Here is a 17,869-nt window from a genome sequence, read left to right as displayed (position 1 = left end):
TCAACTTGCTCGACAACCGACAATTTAAAAGCGAGTGAGTAATCCTTTTGAGTTCGTTTAGTGGTTGATTTCATGATGCTCTCCAATTCATTGATTGAAAAGTGTCAACCTTATTTAGGACGGGTCAAGGCAAAAAAAGAGGCCGCTAAATGCGGCCTCTTCGAAGAATCTTGAATAAATCCGAGATTAGTTACAAGCGTCTTTAAGTGCTTTACCTGCTTTGAAAGATGGGATCTTAGCAGCAGCGATTTCGATAGTAGCACCTGTTTGTGGATTGCGACCAGTGCGAGCTGCACGGTCACGTACTGAGAAAGTACCAAAACCAACTAAAGCAACTTGCTCACCAGTTTTTAATTCTTCAGTTACAGCTTCAATAAATGAATCTAATGCACGACCAGCTGCAGCTTTAGAAATATCAGCACCAGCAGCAATTTTCTCGATTAGTTGAGACTTATTCACAGTGTCTTCCCCTTCAATTGTTATTATTAAGCGCTATCTTCAGTGTTAGCGTTCGGCAAAAGCTTTATAGCAAGCTTTAATTTGAACATCAAGCGCAAAGTTAAAGAAAATCAGCTTAAGATAATTTTTCTTATCTTTTATGAAACCCTTATAACAGAAGGGTTTCAGCGATATCCGAGTCAATAAGTTACCACAGTTTCAGCGTTTGAAAAGCGAAATTTTCACTTTTTTCTAAAAAAATCGCTTTTTTACGCTGTTTTCAGCCGGATTAGGCGCTTTTTTCCTCAACTTGCCACTTTTCAACTGGCTGTTCAAGGGCGATAGCAAGAACTTCATCTATCCATTTAACCGGGTGGATAGCCAAATCAGCCTTCACATTATCAGGGATTTCGCGCAAATCACGCTCGTTGTCCTTCGGGATAACAACGGTTTTGATACCGCCGCGATGTGCTGCTAACAGCTTTTCTTTTAAACCGCCAATGGCCAGAACTTCACCGCGTAAGGTAATTTCACCCGTCATTGCAACATCTGCTTTTACTGGATTACCCGTTAAGCTCGAAACCAACGCAGTACACATACCAATACCAGCACTCGGGCCGTCTTTTGGTGTCGCACCTTCTGGCACGTGAACATGAATATCGCGTTTTTCGTAGAAGTCTTCATTAATGCGAAGTTTATCAGTACGACTGCGAACCACCGTCATCGCCGCTTGAATCGACTCCTGCATAACATCACCTAGCGAACCTGTGTAACTGAGTTTGCCTTTACCCGGCATTGACGCCGTCTCAATCGTTAGCAGCTCACCGCCTACTTCTGTCCAAGCTAAACCAGTCACTAAACCAACGCGATTTTCATCATCAGCCTTACCGTAATCAAAACGTTGAACACCTAAGTAGTCACTCAAGTTATCTTGATTAATCGAGACCTTCTTAAGACCTTTATCGAGTAAAATTTCTTTTACTGCTTTGCGACACAATTTTGAGATTTCACGCTCTAAACTGCGCACGCCAGCTTCGCGGGTGTAATAACGAATAATACCGATGAGCGCACTGTCATCAATATCAATCTCTTTTAATTTAAGGCCATTGCGCTCAATCTGTTTGGTCAATAAGTGACGCTTAGCAATGTTGAGTTTTTCGTCTTCGGTATAGCCCGATAAACGAATTACTTCCATACGGTCAAGCAATGGTCCTGGAATATTCATGCTATTCGAGGTTGCAACAAACATCACGTCAGACAGATCGTAATCCACTTCTAAGTAATGATCGTTAAAGCTGGTATTTTGTTCAGGGTCCAATACTTCTAATAACGCTGACGACGGGTCACCGCGCATATCCGATGACATTTTGTCAATTTCATCAAGTAAGAATAGCGGGTTTTTGACCCCTGCTTTGGCCATTTTTTGAATTAACTTACCCGGCAGTGAACCGATGTAAGTGCGGCGATGACCGCGAATTTCCGCTTCATCGCGTACCCCGCCAAGTGCCATGCGAACGTATTTGCGCCCCGTTGATTTAGCAATTGATTGCCCTAGTGACGTTTTACCCACACCTGGAGGACCAACTAAACACAAAATAGGCCCCTTGAGTTGACTCACTCGTTGTTGAACCGCCAAATACTCTAAAATGCGTTCTTTGACTTTTTCAAGCCCGTAGTGATCTTGCTCTAGTACTTCTTCCGCCAATTTCAAATTGCGTTTAAGCTTGCTGCGCTTTTTCCAAGGCACATTAGTCATCCAATCGATGTAGCTACGAACAACCGTGGCTTCAGCCGACATTGGCGACATCATTTTAAGCTTTTGCAATTCTGCTAAGGTTTTTTCCTTAGCTTCTTTTGGCATTTGCGCTTCTTCAATCTTTTTGTTGAGTTGTTCCGCTTCGTCTGGCACTTCGTCCATATCGCCAAGCTCTTTTTGAATCGCTTTCATTTGCTCATTCAAATAATATTCGCGCTGGCTTTTTTCCATTTGCTTTTTAACGCGCGTACGAATTTTCTTCTCAACTTGCAATAAATCGATTTCGCCTTCCATTTGCGCCATTAAATATTCTAAGCGCTCAGTGACGCTAATAATTTCTAGCACTTTTTGCTTATCGACAAGCTTCAACGGCATATGAGCGGCCATGGTATCAGCGAGTTGCTCAGCATCTTCAATGCCAGAAACAGACGTTAATACTTCAGGTGGAATCTTCTTGTTGAGTTTTACGTAGCCTTCAAACTGCGACAATGCAGAGCGCATTAACACTTCAACACTGTCTTCAGACACCGGCTCTGACGTTAAGTATTGAATATCGGCAATAAACTTGTCTTCCGTTTCAAGGAAGCTTTCAATACTCGCGCGTTGCAAGCCTTCTACTAACACTTTAACGGTGCCGTCAGGCAGCTTAAGCATTTGTAAAATCGTTGCTACAGTTCCAGTTGGGTAGACGTCGTCAGCTGTCGGGTCATCAATGGCGGCATCTTTCTGGGCAACTAAAAAAATCTGTTTGTCAGTTTCCATTGCAATATCTAAACAACGGATCGATTTCTCTCGACCAACAAATAATGGAATAACCATTTGTGGATAAACCACGACATCACGCAAGGCTAAAACAGGGATTTCAACCACACCAGACAGCGCTTTACTCATAGAAACTCTCTCGGAAAATAAAAACGGTAAATTAACACCAATCTAAACAGCGCAAACCTTGGCGGCATCACCAAGCGTAAAATGTTGGGCTGTACTTATAAAAATAAAAGTTAAATTGGTATTCCCCAGTAACCGTTAAGTTAAGGTCAGGGAATAATACGTAAAATTTGATATGGGGGTGCAAAAATAGCTTTCAATAGTTAAAAATAAAAAAGAGCCAATTAGGCTCTTTTTTAAGTTCAAATCGATATTTTTCGAATTAACTATCGGAAGCAACTTGCTCTGGCGGCGTTTCATAAATCACGATAGGCTTTGACTCGCCTTTAATGACGGTTTCATCGACGACCACTTTGCTAACGTTGTCCATTGAAGGTAATTCGTACATAGTATCGAGTAAGACCCCTTCAACAATCGAGCGCAAGCCGCGAGCACCTGTTTTACGCACCATGGCTTTATGAGCAATGGCAACTAGCGCATCTTCTCTGAATTCTAACTCAACGTCTTCCATATCAAACAAGGCGGCAAATTGCTTAGTTAAGGCATTTTTTGGCTCTTGTAAGATTTGAATTAGCGCGTCTTCATCAAGCTCGCTCAAAGTTGCAACAACCGGCAAACGACCGATGAACTCAGGAATCAAACCGTATTTTACTAAATCTTCTGGCTCTACTTCTTGGAAGCGTTCAGTGAGTGATTTATCGGCATCTTTCGCTCTAACTTCAGCACCAAAGCCGATACCTGTACCAGTGTGTACGCGTTGCTCAATGACTTTATCAAGACCGGCAAAAGCACCACCACAGATAAAGAGAATCTTAGAGGTATCAACCTGCAAAAACTCTTGCTGAGGATGCTTACGCCCACCTTGAGGTGGCACTGAAGCAATGGTTCCTTCAATCAACTTCAACAGTGCTTGCTGAACACCTTCACCTGAAACATCGCGAGTAATTGAAGGGTTGTCTGACTTGCGAGAAATTTTGTCGATTTCATCAATGTAGACAATACCGCGCTGTGCTTTTTCGACGTCATAATCACACTTTTGCAGCAGCTTTTGAATGATGTTTTCAACATCTTCACCAACGTAACCCGCTTCGGTTAAGGTGGTGGCATCGGCCATAGTAAATGGCACGTCTAATAATCTCGCCAATGTTTCCGCCAATAGCGTTTTACCACTACCGGTTGGACCAATTAGCAAGATGTTACTCTTACTTAATTCGACACCATTGTGAGAGTCACCGTTGCGCAAACGCTTATAGTGATTATAAACGGCTACAGATAACACTTTTTTAGCGTGCTCTTGCCCAATAACATAGTCGTCGAGGCTCGCACGAATTTCGATTGGCGCAGGTAATGAAGACTTGTCTTGTTTTGGCGCTATTTCTTTAATTTCTTCGCGAATAATGTCGTTACATAACTCGACACATTCATCGCAAATAAATACAGATGGTCCGGCAATTAACTTGCGCACTTCGTGTTGGCTTTTGCCACAAAACGAACAGTAAAGTAACTTGCCGTTATCACCGTCACCTTTTTTGATATCGGTCATACGGTACCTCTAAATCAATAAACTACAATAGTGCTATGCTTGTTACGCTTGCGATTAGCAAATGGTTTCAACACTTTTATAAAGCATAGCTCAGCGATAATAAGATGACCTTATTTATCGCCTCTTTGTTCCAATATGGCGTCAACTAAGCCATATTCAACCGCAGCTTCAGCACTTAAGAAGTTATCGCGATCAGTGTCGTGCGATACTTTTTCGATTGGCTGGCCAGTGTGGTCAGCAAGTAAGCGGTTTAATTTTTCTTTAATAAATAAAATTTCTTTGGCGTGAATTTCAAAATCAGATGCCTGACCTTGGAAGCCGCCCAACGGCTGATGAATCATGACACGAGCATTAGGTAAACAGTAGCGTTTGCCCTTTTCACCACCTGACAATAAAAACGCGCCCATACTAGCCGCTTGGCCAATACAAACAGTACTGACGTTTGGCTTGATGAACTTCATGGTATCGTAAATGGCCATACCGGCAGTTACTGAACCACCAGGAGAGTTGATATACAAATAAATGTCTTTTTCTGGGCTTTCTGATTCGAGGAAAAGTAATTGCGCGACAATCAGGTTAGCCATGTGATCTTCAACTTGACCACATAAAAAAATAACACGCTCTTTTAACAGACGAGAATAAATATCATATGAGCGTTCACCTTTAGCTGTTTGCTCAACAACCATAGGCACTAAAGCGTTTTCAATCATACTGGTAACATCTTGATTATTTGAAGAAGTAAACAACAGAGGGATCCTTTCAAAAAAAATGGCTTATATGGAATCATATAAGCCATTTATACTATCGCTATCGATAATGTCAATCAAAAGCTTATTTTGCTTCTGGATTCATAATCTCTTTAAAGCTAGCTTCTTTTTCAGTAACACTTGCTTTTTCTAGCAATAATTCAACAGCTTGCTCTTCTAAAGCAACGTTTTGCATTTGTTGCTTAAGCTCTTGGTTGCTGTTGTAGTAGTCGATAACTTCTTGTGGATCTTCGTAAGCAGAAGCAGCAGTTTCGATTAGTTCAGCGACTTTAGCATCGTCAACTTTAAGTTCGTTAACTTTGATCACTTCACCTAGCAACAAACCAACTTTAACTCGGCGTTTTGCTTGCTCTTCAAACATTTCTGCCGGAAGTTCTGGCATGTTTGCAGGGGCAATTTGACCGCCGAAACGCTGCATAGCTTGTTGGCGTAATACGTCAACTTCTTGGCTGATTAACGCTTTTGGTAAATCAACATCGTTAGCTTCTAATAAACCTTCGATAACTTGATCTTTAACCTTAGCTTTAACTGCTTGGCCTAATTCGCGAGTCATGTTTTTGCTTACTTCTTCGCGAAGTGCTTCAACACCACCTTCTTCAACACCGAATAACTTAGCGAATTCGTCATTTACTTCTGGTAACTCAGGACCTTCAGTTTTGTGAACTTTAATGTCGAACTCAGCTTCTTTACCTTTCAGGTTTTCCGCGTGGTAATCTTCAGGGAAAGTAACTGTGATAGTTTTCTCTTCACCTACTTTCATACCTGTGATTTCTTTTTCGAAACCTGGGATCATGCGGCCTGAGCCTAATTCAAGTTCAAAACCTTCAGCTTTGCCACCTTCGAATTCTTCGCCGTCAACACGACCTGTGAAATCGATTGTTAGCTTGTCGCCTTTCTTAGTTTTGCGCTTGTTCTCTTTCCAAGTTTTGTGCTGTTCTTGCAAAGTAACAAACATTTCATCTAAGTCAGCATCTTTAACTTCTACAGCTGGACGTTCAACTTTGATTTCTTCAACGCCTTTAAGTTCTACTTCTGGGTAAACTTCGAAAGTCGCTTCAAACTCTAGTTCTTTACCTTCTTCGTTGCTCTTAGCAACGAACTCTGGACGACCTGCTGGGTTGATTTTCTCAGCAACAATCGCTTCGAAGAAGTTGCGTTGCATTAACTCACCTGCAACTTCTTGACGTACTGACGCACCGTAACGCTTTTGGATTACTGATGGTGGTACTTTACCAGGACGGAAACCGTTAATTTTTTGCGTTTTAGCAATATGACGAAGACGATTCTTAACTTCTACATCCACTGATTCGGCAGGAACTGTGATCGTAAGGCGACGTTCCAAACCTTCTGTAGTCTCAACTGAAACTTGCATTTCATTACCTCAAAAATAAGCGTTTATACGCATTTATTAACGTATCTATTTACGTAAGCAACTAATATATAACTGCCTAACTAACCCAAATTTAATGTTTGCTAACAACAAAATTTTATTGGTTAAACAAAGCAATCTGAGCTCGGAAATTCCGAATAAACAACGTCCAGATTAAAAAATATGACGCCGAATTATAGCGGCGCTTGCAACAAGAGTCGAGTACCGAAACCGATTTATTTTAAACCGCTTGCTAACAAGTGCTTAACATCATGAAAAGGTGGAGATTGTTGAGAAAAATTCAAGACCAAAAAGCAAAATAATTTACTTTTAATACAAATAAAAGTGAGGCAATACGCTTATTTTAGCAGCTGTAAACAAAGCTCTAGCGAGTAGCGAATCACTAGAATGCATACTTGCTTTGACCGAAGTATACGAGTCCGTTAAGAAATTATTAGAGAATGCAAAACGTTAACTTATGATCATTTTCACGTGAATAAATGAACAAAGTGTGATGTGAAGTATTATCGAAAAAAACATTTCGACTTAATTGAAAGTTAAAATAAGAGATTGAGATAAGAGAGGTGGTCGGTGATGTAGGATTTGAACCTACGACCCCTTGGACCCAAACCAAGTGCGCTACCAAGCTGCGCTAATCACCGATATCATTTAATGGGGTGGCTGATGGGACTTGAACCCACGACAACCGGAATCACAATCCGGGGCTCTACCAACTGAGCTACAGCCACCACTATACTTTGTGAGCATGGCACGCCCTGTAGGATTCGAACCTACGACCCACGCCTTAGAAGGGCGTTGCTCTATCCAGCTGAGCTAAGGGCGCACAGTACCTACAGAACTATGCTAATACTACATAGCTTACTTTCTAAAAATCATTTGACTTTAAGAAAGTGGTCGGTGATGTAGGATTTGAACCTACGACCCCTTGGACCCAAACCAAGTGCGCTACCAAGCTGCGCTAATCACCGACATATTTTTGTTAAAAGCTGTGTCGCCTTCAACGGGTGCGGATATTACCGAGTTGCTTTGAGCGCGTCAAACACTTTTTTGAAAAAACTTTACCGTTCGGTCACTTTTACGCCACAGTGATTAAAATATCATAAAAAGCATGGAAATATAGTCAATTTTCAACCGTATTCCTCCATATAAAAGATTTATCAATTAGTTTGCTATTTGCGCTACACGCCGAATTTTATTTGTGCGAAAATAACGCTGTTCTTTTTTACCACTAATATCAGAGCCGTTTATTTATGTCCGCAGAGCATACAACTTCATCAGCACAGCTTATCGATGGCAAAGCCATCGCTCAGCAAATTCGCCTTTCAGTCAAAGAAAATGTTCAAGCGAGGGTCGCACAAGGTAAAAGAGCGCCCGGGCTTGCTGTTATATTAGTGGGCAATGATCCTGCATCAGAAGTCTATGTTGGTAGTAAACGCAGAGCTTGTGAGGAAGTTGGTTTTGTATCCAAGTCATACGATTTACCGGAAACCACCACAGAACAAGAACTGTTAGCACTTATTGATAAACTTAATCACGACAACAGTGTCGATGGCATATTGGTACAATTGCCTTTACCCGAAGGCTTAGATGCTAATTTGGTGATTGAGCACATCAACCCTAAGAAAGATGTCGATGGATTTCACCCATCTAATGTTGGCAAACTCGCCCTTCGTCAGCCAGGTCTCAGACCCTGTACACCGAAAGGGATTATGTCGTTGATCGAGTCAACGGGCGTAAAAACTCACGGTTTAGATGCCTTGGTCGTTGGTGCCTCGAATATAGTAGGCCGCCCAATGAGCTTAGAGCTATTACTGGCAGGTTGCACAGTCACCACAACTCATCGCTTTACCAAAAACCTTGAGCAAAAAGTAAAACAAGCCGATTTAATTGTTGTTGCCGTTGGCAAGCCAGAATTTATTCCAGGCAGCTGGATTAAGCCGGGTGCGATTGTGATTGATGTCGGTATCAATCGTTTAGACTCAGGTAAACTAGTAGGTGATGTTGAATTTGCCATTGCCGAACAAAATGCGAGTTTTATTACGCCGGTACCCGGTGGAGTTGGGCCAATGACCGTAGCGAGCTTAATTGAAAATACCCTAATTGCCTGCGAACAATTTAGCGAATCTTAACATCACGTCAAAATTAGGGCTTAGCTGATGTTAAGCCCTAGCACTCCCTAGCCCTAGTATCGGTACTCTACTCAACCACCTTCTAGTTAGCTAGTTGTTTTCGCCGCTCTTGCCTTATTTGTTTACTCGTCCTTAACCTTTGCTTTGTTATTTTTGCTTGCGCTTTCACTTTTAACCGTCAAGCCGCTTTCATTATTCTCTCTTTTAACCAAAATAAAGGTTAGATACATTTTAGTTGGCAGAGAAAAAACTAAACCAAAAGCAATACAACTGGCGCTAATCACCATACCTGCTACCCCCATTTTCTCCGGCAAATGAACATATTCCATCAAAATATGGCCAGTTAGTAGAAGACATAGGCCGATAACAATAAACACCTTTAAAACAAAAATCGTTTTTTGTTCAGCCTGTTTAGCACTCAATTGCTTAGACATTGCCAATCCTCCCCCAAAAAGCACAGATTGCGAACTGACTAGTCCACTCTATATGATGTCAGTTAAAAAACTTTGACCTAGGTCAGTTCAGAGAAAAATTGAATGATTAGCAAGAGCGTGGAAACGAATAGTCTTAATAAGGTCTAATAAAAGATGTACTCAAGATACTAAGGTAAAAACGACAGGTGATGACTAAAGAGCTTACAGAACAACTTGGTTTAAGCGGACATTGTTATTGGTGCATGGAAGCAATATTTAACTCATTAATCGGTATTGTTAAGGTGGAACAAGGTTGGATCAATGCGAAAGAACAGTTAGACCAGAGCGTTCAAGTGCTAGACAATCATGGTCAGGAATCGTTAACGCCAGCTTACTACGAAGGTATTTTAGTTACCTACCAAAGGCAAAAAATAGATTTAGCACTGCTAATCAATATTCACATCGCAAGCCACAGTGCCGATAAAAAGCACGCATTAAGAGCGCGCTACCCAAGTGCTATTTATACCTTTAATCCACAACAACAAGCACAAGCCGAGATAATTATCGCGCAAATTAATCAAACTAGAATCACCAATGGCGACGCTAAAGTGCTAACTCAAGCGCTGAGTTTCAATGATTTTTATTTGTCTGCGGGCCAACAGCAAAACTACTATTATCAAGACCCAAACAGGCCATTTTGCCATACGCGTATCACACCAAAACTGAGGAAGCTGGTAAAAAACTATGGTCAGCAGTTTTTGCCAAACAAGCTAGAGATCATCAAAGACAGCAATAACAACAACATTAGTTAAACATAGGGTTCAAAAAACGACTGTTATGCTCCAAAGTTGTCTCGGTATTCCTGCGCTAATAAGCCGTAAACCAGCTCATCATGCCAACGTCCCGATAACGTTGAATGCTGACGTAGTTGCCCCTCTCGCTTCATGCCAAGTTTTTCCATCAGTCGATATGAATGGCTGTGCTCAGCAACGCAGTAAGCAACAACCTTGTTGATCTTGATTTGCTCAAACAAAAACTGAATCAAGGCTGTCGTCGCTTCTAAGCCGTAGCCCTGACCGTGGAAATTGGGATGTAAACGATAGCCAATTTCGACCCGTTTAAACTCAACTGACTCAAAGCGCAGGCAAACCATACCGATATGGCCGCCATCGCTCTCTTGATGTTCAGTGCGAAAAATAGGTAGTAACAGCCATTCACCATCTTTGCCCTGCCACGGTTCAAATGCCGAGCGAACTTTAGCTTCAACCGCAGCTAAGTCATCAATATCAGCAATGTAGCGCATAATCTCGGGGTTAGATGCATGACCAAATTCAACTTGATAGTCTTGAGTTTGTAATAGACGAATAGTCAAGCGTTCGGTTTGCCAATCAATCTGCCAATCCGAAGCATCGCTTAGCTCAAAAGCCGTTTTCGGCACCGTCGCTGAAGTCATTATTTTCTCCATAAAAACTAAGTTTTATTATTTTTATTTTCTATAACGATTGAGGGCTATTTCAGTTTGCGCCGCCATATAGCGGTTCACTTTTTTGTGCTCTGGGCTCCAGCCCATTAAAAAGCGATGAAAATCCGCCCAAGCAAGTGGATACAAATCACGCCACTCAGTTTCTAACTGATTACAAGTAGCTTGACTCAGATCATGTGCTTTCACCAAGGCGTTAGTCAAAACATCAAAATAATGATCCAATAACAAATTGTGATAATCAAAGAGTTCTTTCTCGGCTAAACAGCTACCAAGAAAGTAAGCAACGTCTTTGACACCAACACCGGCGCCGACGTACTGAAAATCAACTGCGGCTAACTCGCTGCCGTCGTGATTAAAACACAAGTTTGCCAGTTTAGCGTCGCCATGAACTAAAGTTTGAAACTTTGCATTGGTTAACTCGTGATCTATCTTGCTCGCCCGAGTTTTTAATTCACTGTCACCCATGTTGGCAAACTCATTAGGTCTAGTTGCCAAATGCCAGTAGCAACCTGTAGGCCACAAATTTTCCGCACTCGTACCAATAAACTGACTGTGAAAATTTGCTAACCACGCCAATGCACTTTTAATCACATTAAGATTAACTTGCTCGGGGCGAACAAAATAACCTGCGTCGTCTAAATCTTCTAACACTAAAACTTGTTGCTGCCGATTAGTCTTGGCCGCAAGTAATTTAGGTACTCGGCAACTTGACGAACAACGTTGGCTATAACCTTGATAAAAAGCTTGTTCAACTTGATAATAGCGCAGCTTGCGTTGGTGAGCAAAGTCGCCACCCCACCCTCTGGGATGAGCGTTTTTTTCAGCGCTTGGCGGTTGTATATATTTAACAATAACGCTTAGCGAACTATTTTTGTCACAGTAGCGGGCTAATTCGCCATAACCACTCCACAAGCCTTGAATAACACTCTGGCGATAAAACTCAGCGTTGGGCGCTAATTCGGCAAGTGTCTCGAAAACTAAATCACCGTGATTTTCATCTTGATTAATCATGATGGTGATCTTCAGCACCTTGTTTTGTCATGCCATTGCCTATTGTTTGCTGCTGACCCGGCTTTGAGAAAAACTGCTTACCTGTTGCTTTTAATTCTTTTGGCACATTAACCGGGACATGAACACCAATATGCTGTTTGGCATTAATATGCTCAGTTAAAATATCATTGCCTTCCATTGAGTAAAAAAACCAATAAGGAGGAAATGCGGTATCAGTGACTTTGCGCTGCCAATGCGCTTTAAAAGGTCTAAAATGGTCATCATCAGGATCAGCGTCGCCCATATGCATAACGACGACATTGCTCTCTTGTTTTGTGCCTTCATCGGCCAAAGCGACGCGAAATACCAAGTTTTCAACGTCTGCTCGCTGTGGCCAACCCGCATGAGGTATTCTCACTGCTTCAACTACTAAGCCGTTAACTTTATTACGCCAAGGCTGATCACCAAAGTTAAGTGGCACTGCCACAAGACGAGCTTTAATCGCGGCCATATCTTGCTGCTCTTTTTCAGCGAAGCGATATAACTGTTCAATCGCTTGATTTGGCGCGACTAGCCAAGTGTTTTGGTGGCGAGTTAAATAGGTTAAAACATCTTGCGCCGAAAAGTGGTCGCCATGGGCGTGACTGATAAAGATTGCGTCAATGTTGTCGTAAGGTGGCTGGCCTTGCATCATGGCTTGTCGCATTGCTTCTGGCACCAATTGATAAGTGCCATAGCTGTTGTGAAAAAACGGATCAAACAAGATTTTGGTGTCGCCATGTTCTATCATTACCGCTTCGTTACCCAAGTAAGTTGCTTGGCCAAATTCAGCAGCTTGTTTAATGGCTGAATTTGGATGACTGTGATCTTGATGGCAGGTAGCGATACCACTGTATAACAAGGTTGATAGCACAGCAGCAAGTTGCCAACGGCTTTTTTGTTTTGTTTTACTCAACATTCACTGTTCCTCAATATTTTATATGATGCACACGGCAAGCCTTCATCAACTAACTCAACATCAATGGACGCTTAGCGCTATTATAGGCTTTACTATTGACCTATTAACTATCCGCAATTTCTATAACATCAGTGTTATCTTCGGTTTGAGCGATTAGCGCTTGTTGATCTGTTTTAGCGCGATCAGCTTTTGCAATATACCTAGGCTTGTTCTTACTCGGCCGATGTAATTTAGCGTTGGCTTTTTTAGCTTTTTTCTTCAAGGTCTCTTTTATCTTTTTCTTCCGATTCATCGTTTTAACCAAGTAAATTTCACTTTCAACATTATAACCAGCTACCCCTCTGAGTTTAAAGGCCGTAGCGATAACTCATGCACTCCCCCTGAATTACGTGAAAAGATTCATCGCCTGAATATCAACTATACAAAGCAAAATATTTATAAACACTTTACTTTGTATAGTTGTCGAATTAAATTATATATAGTTTTTAATTTATATAAACAAATGGGAGAGCACAATGAACTTACTTATTATTAGCAGTAGTCAACGCAAAGCTTCTCAGAGCGCTAAAGTTGCGAGACATATTAAAGTCATTAGCCAACAGTTTAGTCACGTCGATCATATCGACCTTTGCGATTATCAATTGCCGTTTTGGGATGGTAACAATGCCAGTAAATACGTAGCCAACAGTACTTGGCCCGAAATAGAAGGGAAACTTAAAAAGGCAGATGCATTGGTATTAATCACCCCTGAATGGGGCGGCATGGCCTCACCACTGTTAAAGAATTTTTTACTGATGGCTGATAACCAAGACACGGGCCACAAACCCGCCCTTTTGGTCGCCGTGGTTAGTGGTATTAGTGGCGCTTACCCGATTGCAGAGCTAAAGATGAACGCCATGAAAAACAATAAGTTAGTTCCCATTCCCGATCACCTCATCATCAGAAATGTCGAACAAGTGTTAAACCCAGTATTAACAGAAAACATAGATACGACACCAGATCTAAACAATCGTGAACAAGGTTTACGCGAGCGCATTCAATACAGTATACACACCTTGTATCAATACGCACAAGCATTGGCTTGGGTTCGCCAGCAGCATCAAGACAGCCCTTATCCTAAACAACAGGAATATTGCTATGGCATGTGAGTACGGCATGTAAAGCCACGACTAAACTTAAAACACGCAAAGTACTGTTAGGAGCGAAATATGTTTCAACTTGAGCACATTAATCTGGTCGTTAGCGACATTGAAGAATCTTTAAACTTCTATCGAGCGGCAATGCCGCATTGGTCAATTCGGGGCGGTGGTGACAGCGAATGGTATGGCAAGCCCAGGTATTGGTTGCACTTTGGCGATGATTATCAATATATCGCATTAACTGACAATGGTATTGATGAAAACCGAGAACTTACTGGTCACCAAGTTGGTTTGGCGCACTTTGCTTTTGTTACCAATAATTTAGACGCAGTCATCGAACGGCTAACGCAAGCGGGCTACCCTATACACAAAAATGGCTTGGCAGATCGCTATCGAAAAAATATTTACTTTCTCGACCCAGCAGGTTTTGAGGTAGAGTTTGTTGAATACTTGTCTGATATACCTAGTGAGCGCAATCGTTATAACGACTAGCAGTAGAACAAGTAATCAGAAAAATAGTAGAACAACAATCACAGCCAACAATCAAGACTGTCTAGTACTATATGAAAACACAAGCCAATTGCAACAATTCGCGTCTTTTGGGGAATTAAGGCCAACGCGTATATAGCGATTGGGATAGCGGTATGCAGCGGATGAAAGCCGACACTACAACGATTTGGGTCATAGATGGGAGTCGCTAGCAAATGGTCGATATCAATAAGCAATCCGGCTAGCATCAGCAAATAAGCTTTTTGCCACTGGCTTTTGAAAAAAATCACTGCAATTAGCAAGGGGAATGCGAAGTGAAGAAAAATATGAAACATCTATCCAGTACCGACGGCAAGGAACTGTGCTAGTGCAGCTTAGCGCCTTGCTACCAAATAAAAAGGTGTTCGAAAAGTTACTGACCAGCAGTTCCAGCCACTTGAGCGCTTACAGATTGTGAGTTCGCTTGCGTGTTGTTACTACTCAAAGCCTGTACCTGCTGGGCAAGAGCTTTTTGTTGCTGTTCTAATTTATCGAGTAGCTCTTTCACTGCGGTTAATTGTGTTTCCGCTTGCAAACTATCTGCTTGGTTGAGCAATAAGGTCTCTTTAAGCTCTCTGACTTGTGAGTCTTGTTGAGCTACCGATTGTTTTAGCTGTGCGAGATTGGTTTGCATGGTTTGAGTTCTAGTACCTATTGCAGTCACTTGTTGCGCGGCTTGTTCGGCTGTTTTTACGTTTGCTGTTACTTGTTTACCTTGCTTAAGAACCTTGCTATTTAACGATTTTATTTCGCTTTGATTACGTCGCCATGCCGATGCCCAAAGCTTGTCCATTTCAGTCCAAAGTTTATCGGTTTTCTCAACCAAGCCAGATACTTTCACTTGCATCGCAACGGCAGACTCCCCCATTTCTTCACCAGTTGCCGATAGCTGCTGTTCAAGATCAGCAATTCTACCTTCCGCTTTAGTAATTAACTGCGATTGCTGCTGAGTTTGTTGATACAGCCACCAGCTGGCACCGTATCCACCTAGGGCAATAGCTAACAGTAGAAACAACCACAAAGAATTGGTTGAACTAGCCGATTTCACCTCAGCTGCACTTGCAATTTTAGATTGAGAGGTAGGAGTTTTTCGCTCCTTGATATATGCAGCGCGGTCTTCGTTATCTAAGGTTATTTTGGGCTCAATTTTATTACTTGCCATCATGCATCTCTACAGGAAAAGGGTAAATGCTAATAAACTGCTGAAATACTACCATAAAAATTGCACCTGTCCGCTAATTGATTAAAAAACCGTGAACCTTTGGCAAAGACAATTCGTCTTGTTTAATAATTAGAAATACTTGCACACGTTGAAACAAAGTTAATATTTTTAAGCTTGGAGGAAATTTCTGTGGAAAAAGCACGGGTTGATTTACTAGTGATGGCCGCGAAGTTGGGGGATTCAAATGCCTTCGACCAACTGTGCCGTCACTTTCAACCGGGCTTACTGCGCTTCGCATATAAATTGCTCAACAGCGAATCACTGGCAATGGACGCATGCCAGAATACCTGGTTGAAGATGACTAAGTCTATTAGGCGGCTTGACGACCCGAGAGCTTTCAAAAGTTGGCTTTATCGCTCGTTGCGTTGGCAGGCGACAGACATGCAAAGAAAACGCATCAATGAAGAGCCACTAACCGAACAACAAGAGTTAGAACAATGTCATCAAGCACAACAACACCATGATTCATTGGCAATAAATGATGATTTACTCTTACAGATCAATCACCTAAGTGAGATAGATAAACAGGCGATTTACTTGTTCTATCTTGAGGAAATGACCTTACAAGAAATTAGCACAGTACTAGGGGTACCAATCGGCACGGTAAAATCTCGCTTAAACCGAGCTCGCAATCAATTAAGAAAAACACTGACAAATAGTTGTCATTAAAACTCTGGAGTATTTGTTATGAATATTGATGAAAAAATCAAACAAGAACTCGAACAAGAAGCAAAGCAATTAAATGCTACTCTCGTTCATGACGACAGTATTTTCATCTACGTAAAGCAAGCATTTACCGGCTCTCTTGGCTGGTTAGTAACACTGATATCAGTGATTGCATTTGCAGTGACACTGTTGTTACTTTGGGCTGGTTATCAATTTTTCTTTGTCGAACACGATTCTCATACCCGCTTAACTTGGGCAATGATCCTTGGCTTAAGCACACTCGTGCAAACCGCGCTAAAAATGTGGACCTTTATGGAAATGAACCGTCAATCCACTATCAGAGAAATAAAACGGCTAGAACTGAGCGTTGAGCGCTTGTATAACTCGTTGTCAAAACATCAGTAAGAACATCACGAGTATTACCAATGTGAAATACAATTACTATTGCGCTTGGCTATATCACTAATAACAAAAATTAGCCCCAGAAAAGTATTATTCATTTTACGTTCAGTTAATTTTGATATTATGGCATCAGTTCTCTTTTACAGGATTTAAAACATGAAAATGAACAAACTGATTCTACCTGTTGTAGCCGTATCATTGGCAGTATCAGGTTGTGCTGCAACCAACAAAGAAAAAGGTGCTGCTATCGGCGCAATTACTGGTGCCGTTTTAGGTAAATCTACCAGTAACCACAAAAATAAGCGTGCCGTCTGGGGTGCAGCGATTGGTGCATTGGCTGGTGCAGCGATTGGTGATTACATGGATAAACAAGAGCAAGAGTTCAGAGAAGAACTTTCAGGCTCGGGCATCGATGTTATTCGCGAAGGTGATAACTTGCGTTTGGTTATGCCATCAAATATTACTTTTGCCACTGGTCAGTCATATATCACATCAGGCTTTCACAACACACTAAACGATATTGCGAAAGTACTAAACAAGTTCGACAAAACACTGTTAAGTATCGAAGGCCACACTGACAATGTCGGTTCAGCCCAGTTTAACCAAAACTTATCTGAACAACGAGCGGAAAGTGTTAAAAACTATTTGGTCAACCAAAATATTGTTGCAGCTCGCCTGAAAACCCTAGGTTATGGTGAATCACAAGCTATTGCGAGTAACGAAACTGACCGCGGCCGTGCTCTTAATCGCCGCGTTGAGATTCAAATTATTCCAAATCAGGCGTAACTACCAAATAACAGTTTTTTATCTCAATGCATTAATAAGTATTGTGTGAACACCAAAAGGCTTATCACTATCGATAAGCCTTTTTTGTTTCTGTTATTTATCAGCATGCAGCTTTGATTGTCACAAAGTTGCCTTCCAACCTTCAATCATTGCAATTTGCAATAGCAGCGTCAGGCAAATTGCAAACAGTAAGAACCCAAACATCACAAATAAAACAAAAACCTTTAAAAACAAAACCTTAAAATTTGGCATTAACTCTGCAATATCTTAATTGCCGTGAATATCTCAGCCGGTATAACGCAGTATCTTTACCGGCTATTTTTTCACTAAGCCCCTACTAAAAAGAATGAGTAATGAACACAGGAGAGTCG

Annotated in this window: 19 protein-coding genes and 4 tRNA genes; 7 read left to right on the top strand and 16 right to left on the bottom strand. The window is 41.6% G+C overall.

Features of this window, described 5'->3' with window-relative positions; genetic code table 11:
• Positions 1-186: 186 nt before the first annotated feature.
• The 9 genes from hupB to J7384_RS15040 all read right to left on the bottom strand — a co-directional run bounded on the left by hupB (position 187) and on the right by J7384_RS15040 (position 7,750).
• Positions 187-477: a nucleoid-associated protein HU-beta gene (gene hupB, locus J7384_RS15080; RefSeq protein ID WP_348523880.1), complete on the bottom strand. Its 291-nt coding sequence runs from the start codon at positions 475-477 to the stop codon at positions 187-189.
• Between the two features lie 250 nt (positions 478-727).
• Positions 728-3,073, bottom strand: a complete 2,346-nt coding sequence (lon, locus tag J7384_RS15075; RefSeq protein WP_348523879.1) for an endopeptidase La — start codon at positions 3,071-3,073, stop codon at positions 728-730.
• A 271-nt stretch (positions 3,074-3,344) separates the two neighbouring features.
• A complete protein-coding gene (gene clpX / locus J7384_RS15070) occupies positions 3,345-4,625 on the bottom strand; it encodes an ATP-dependent protease ATP-binding subunit ClpX (protein WP_209115333.1) in 1,281 nt (426 codons plus the stop codon).
• Positions 4,626-4,735: 110 nt separating this feature from the next.
• Positions 4,736-5,335, bottom strand: a complete 600-nt coding sequence (gene clpP, locus J7384_RS15065; RefSeq protein WP_209115342.1) for an ATP-dependent Clp endopeptidase proteolytic subunit ClpP — start codon at positions 5,333-5,335, stop codon at positions 4,736-4,738.
• A 121-nt stretch (positions 5,336-5,456) separates the two neighbouring features.
• The gene (tig, locus tag J7384_RS15060; RefSeq protein ID WP_209115331.1) at positions 5,457-6,764 is read right to left on the bottom strand and encodes a trigger factor; all 1,308 of its coding nucleotides are present in this window, start codon (positions 6,762-6,764) and stop codon (positions 5,457-5,459) included.
• A gap of 582 nt (positions 6,765-7,346) precedes the next feature.
• Positions 7,347-7,423 (bottom strand) — tRNA-Pro (locus tag J7384_RS15055).
• Between the two features lie 11 nt (positions 7,424-7,434).
• A tRNA-His gene (locus J7384_RS15050) sits at positions 7,435-7,510 on the bottom strand.
• Between the two features lie 18 nt (positions 7,511-7,528).
• Positions 7,529-7,605, bottom strand: a tRNA-Arg gene (locus J7384_RS15045).
• 68 nt (positions 7,606-7,673) lie between these two features.
• A tRNA-Pro gene (locus J7384_RS15040) sits at positions 7,674-7,750 on the bottom strand.
• 282 nt (positions 7,751-8,032) lie between these two features.
• On the opposite strand from J7384_RS15040, the gene folD reads away from it, so the two are divergent.
• The gene (gene folD / locus J7384_RS15035; RefSeq protein ID WP_209115330.1) at positions 8,033-8,911 is read left to right on the top strand and encodes a bifunctional methylenetetrahydrofolate dehydrogenase/methenyltetrahydrofolate cyclohydrolase FolD; all 879 of its coding nucleotides are present in this window, start codon (positions 8,033-8,035) and stop codon (positions 8,909-8,911) included.
• Between the two features lie 122 nt (positions 8,912-9,033).
• On the opposite strand, the gene J7384_RS15030 is transcribed toward folD, so the two are convergent.
• Positions 9,034-9,345 (bottom strand): hypothetical protein, encoded by a 312-nt coding sequence (locus J7384_RS15030; protein ID WP_209115329.1) that lies wholly within the window; start codon positions 9,343-9,345, stop codon positions 9,034-9,036.
• 188 nt (positions 9,346-9,533) lie between these two features.
• Between J7384_RS15030 and J7384_RS15025 the strand changes: the two genes are divergently transcribed.
• Entirely contained in the window at positions 9,534-10,136 is a 603-nt protein-coding gene (locus J7384_RS15025; RefSeq protein WP_209115328.1) for a peptide-methionine (S)-S-oxide reductase, read from the top strand.
• A gap of 23 nt (positions 10,137-10,159) precedes the next feature.
• On the opposite strand, the gene J7384_RS15020 is transcribed toward J7384_RS15025, so the two are convergent.
• The 4 genes from J7384_RS15020 to J7384_RS15005 form a co-directional block, all read right to left on the bottom strand.
• Positions 10,160-10,777, bottom strand: a complete 618-nt coding sequence (locus tag J7384_RS15020; RefSeq protein WP_209115327.1) for a GNAT family protein — start codon at positions 10,775-10,777, stop codon at positions 10,160-10,162.
• 33 nt (positions 10,778-10,810) lie between these two features.
• The gene (locus tag J7384_RS15015) at positions 10,811-11,818 is read right to left on the bottom strand and encodes an oxidoreductase family protein (RefSeq protein WP_209115325.1); all 1,008 of its coding nucleotides are present in this window, start codon (positions 11,816-11,818) and stop codon (positions 10,811-10,813) included.
• Positions 11,811-12,755: an MBL fold metallo-hydrolase gene (locus J7384_RS15010; RefSeq protein ID WP_209115323.1), complete on the bottom strand. Its 945-nt coding sequence runs from the start codon at positions 12,753-12,755 to the stop codon at positions 11,811-11,813. Before J7384_RS15010 ends, J7384_RS15015 begins: the two co-directional genes overlap by 8 nt.
• A 103-nt stretch (positions 12,756-12,858) precedes the next feature.
• Complete coding sequence (locus J7384_RS15005; protein ID WP_209115322.1) at positions 12,859-13,047, bottom strand: DUF2986 domain-containing protein; 189 nt, start codon at positions 13,045-13,047, stop codon at positions 12,859-12,861.
• A gap of 223 nt (positions 13,048-13,270) precedes the next feature.
• On the opposite strand from J7384_RS15005, the gene J7384_RS15000 reads away from it, so the two are divergent.
• Positions 13,271-13,903, top strand: a complete 633-nt coding sequence (locus J7384_RS15000; protein ID WP_209115321.1) for an NAD(P)H-dependent oxidoreductase — start codon at positions 13,271-13,273, stop codon at positions 13,901-13,903.
• A gap of 60 nt (positions 13,904-13,963) precedes the next feature.
• Positions 13,964-14,386 carry a VOC family protein gene (locus tag J7384_RS14995; protein ID WP_209115320.1) on the top strand — a complete coding sequence of 141 codons (423 nt, stop codon included), beginning with the start codon at positions 13,964-13,966 and terminating at the stop codon, positions 14,384-14,386.
• Between the two features lie 38 nt (positions 14,387-14,424).
• Here J7384_RS14995 and J7384_RS19460 read toward each other — a convergent pair whose 3' ends face one another.
• On the bottom strand, positions 14,425-14,718 hold the full coding sequence (locus J7384_RS19460) for a DUF6122 family protein (protein ID WP_247741809.1): 294 nt from the start codon (positions 14,716-14,718) through the stop codon (positions 14,425-14,427).
• Positions 14,719-14,795: 77 nt separating this feature from the next.
• The gene (locus J7384_RS14990) at positions 14,796-15,587 is read right to left on the bottom strand and encodes a hypothetical protein (RefSeq protein WP_209115319.1); all 792 of its coding nucleotides are present in this window, start codon (positions 15,585-15,587) and stop codon (positions 14,796-14,798) included.
• Positions 15,588-15,773: 186 nt separating this feature from the next.
• On the opposite strand from J7384_RS14990, the gene J7384_RS14985 reads away from it, so the two are divergent.
• The 3 genes from J7384_RS14985 to J7384_RS14975 all read left to right on the top strand — a co-directional run bounded on the left by J7384_RS14985 (position 15,774) and on the right by J7384_RS14975 (position 17,498).
• Complete coding sequence (locus J7384_RS14985) at positions 15,774-16,313, top strand: sigma-70 family RNA polymerase sigma factor (protein ID WP_209115318.1); 540 nt, start codon at positions 15,774-15,776, stop codon at positions 16,311-16,313.
• Positions 16,314-16,331: 18 nt separating this feature from the next.
• Positions 16,332-16,715: a DUF6768 family protein gene (locus tag J7384_RS14980; RefSeq protein WP_209115317.1), complete on the top strand. Its 384-nt coding sequence runs from the start codon at positions 16,332-16,334 to the stop codon at positions 16,713-16,715.
• Positions 16,716-16,868: 153 nt separating this feature from the next.
• A complete protein-coding gene (locus tag J7384_RS14975) occupies positions 16,869-17,498 on the top strand; it encodes an OmpA family protein (protein WP_209115315.1) in 630 nt (209 codons plus the stop codon).
• Positions 17,499-17,869: the final 371 nt, after the last annotated feature.

It is taken from the genome of Endozoicomonas sp. G2_1 (assembly GCF_017744155.1).
Classification (GTDB): Bacteria; Pseudomonadota; Gammaproteobacteria; order Enterobacterales; family Alteromonadaceae; genus JAGHQT01.
This window is presented reverse-complemented; position numbering and strand designations above follow the sequence as displayed.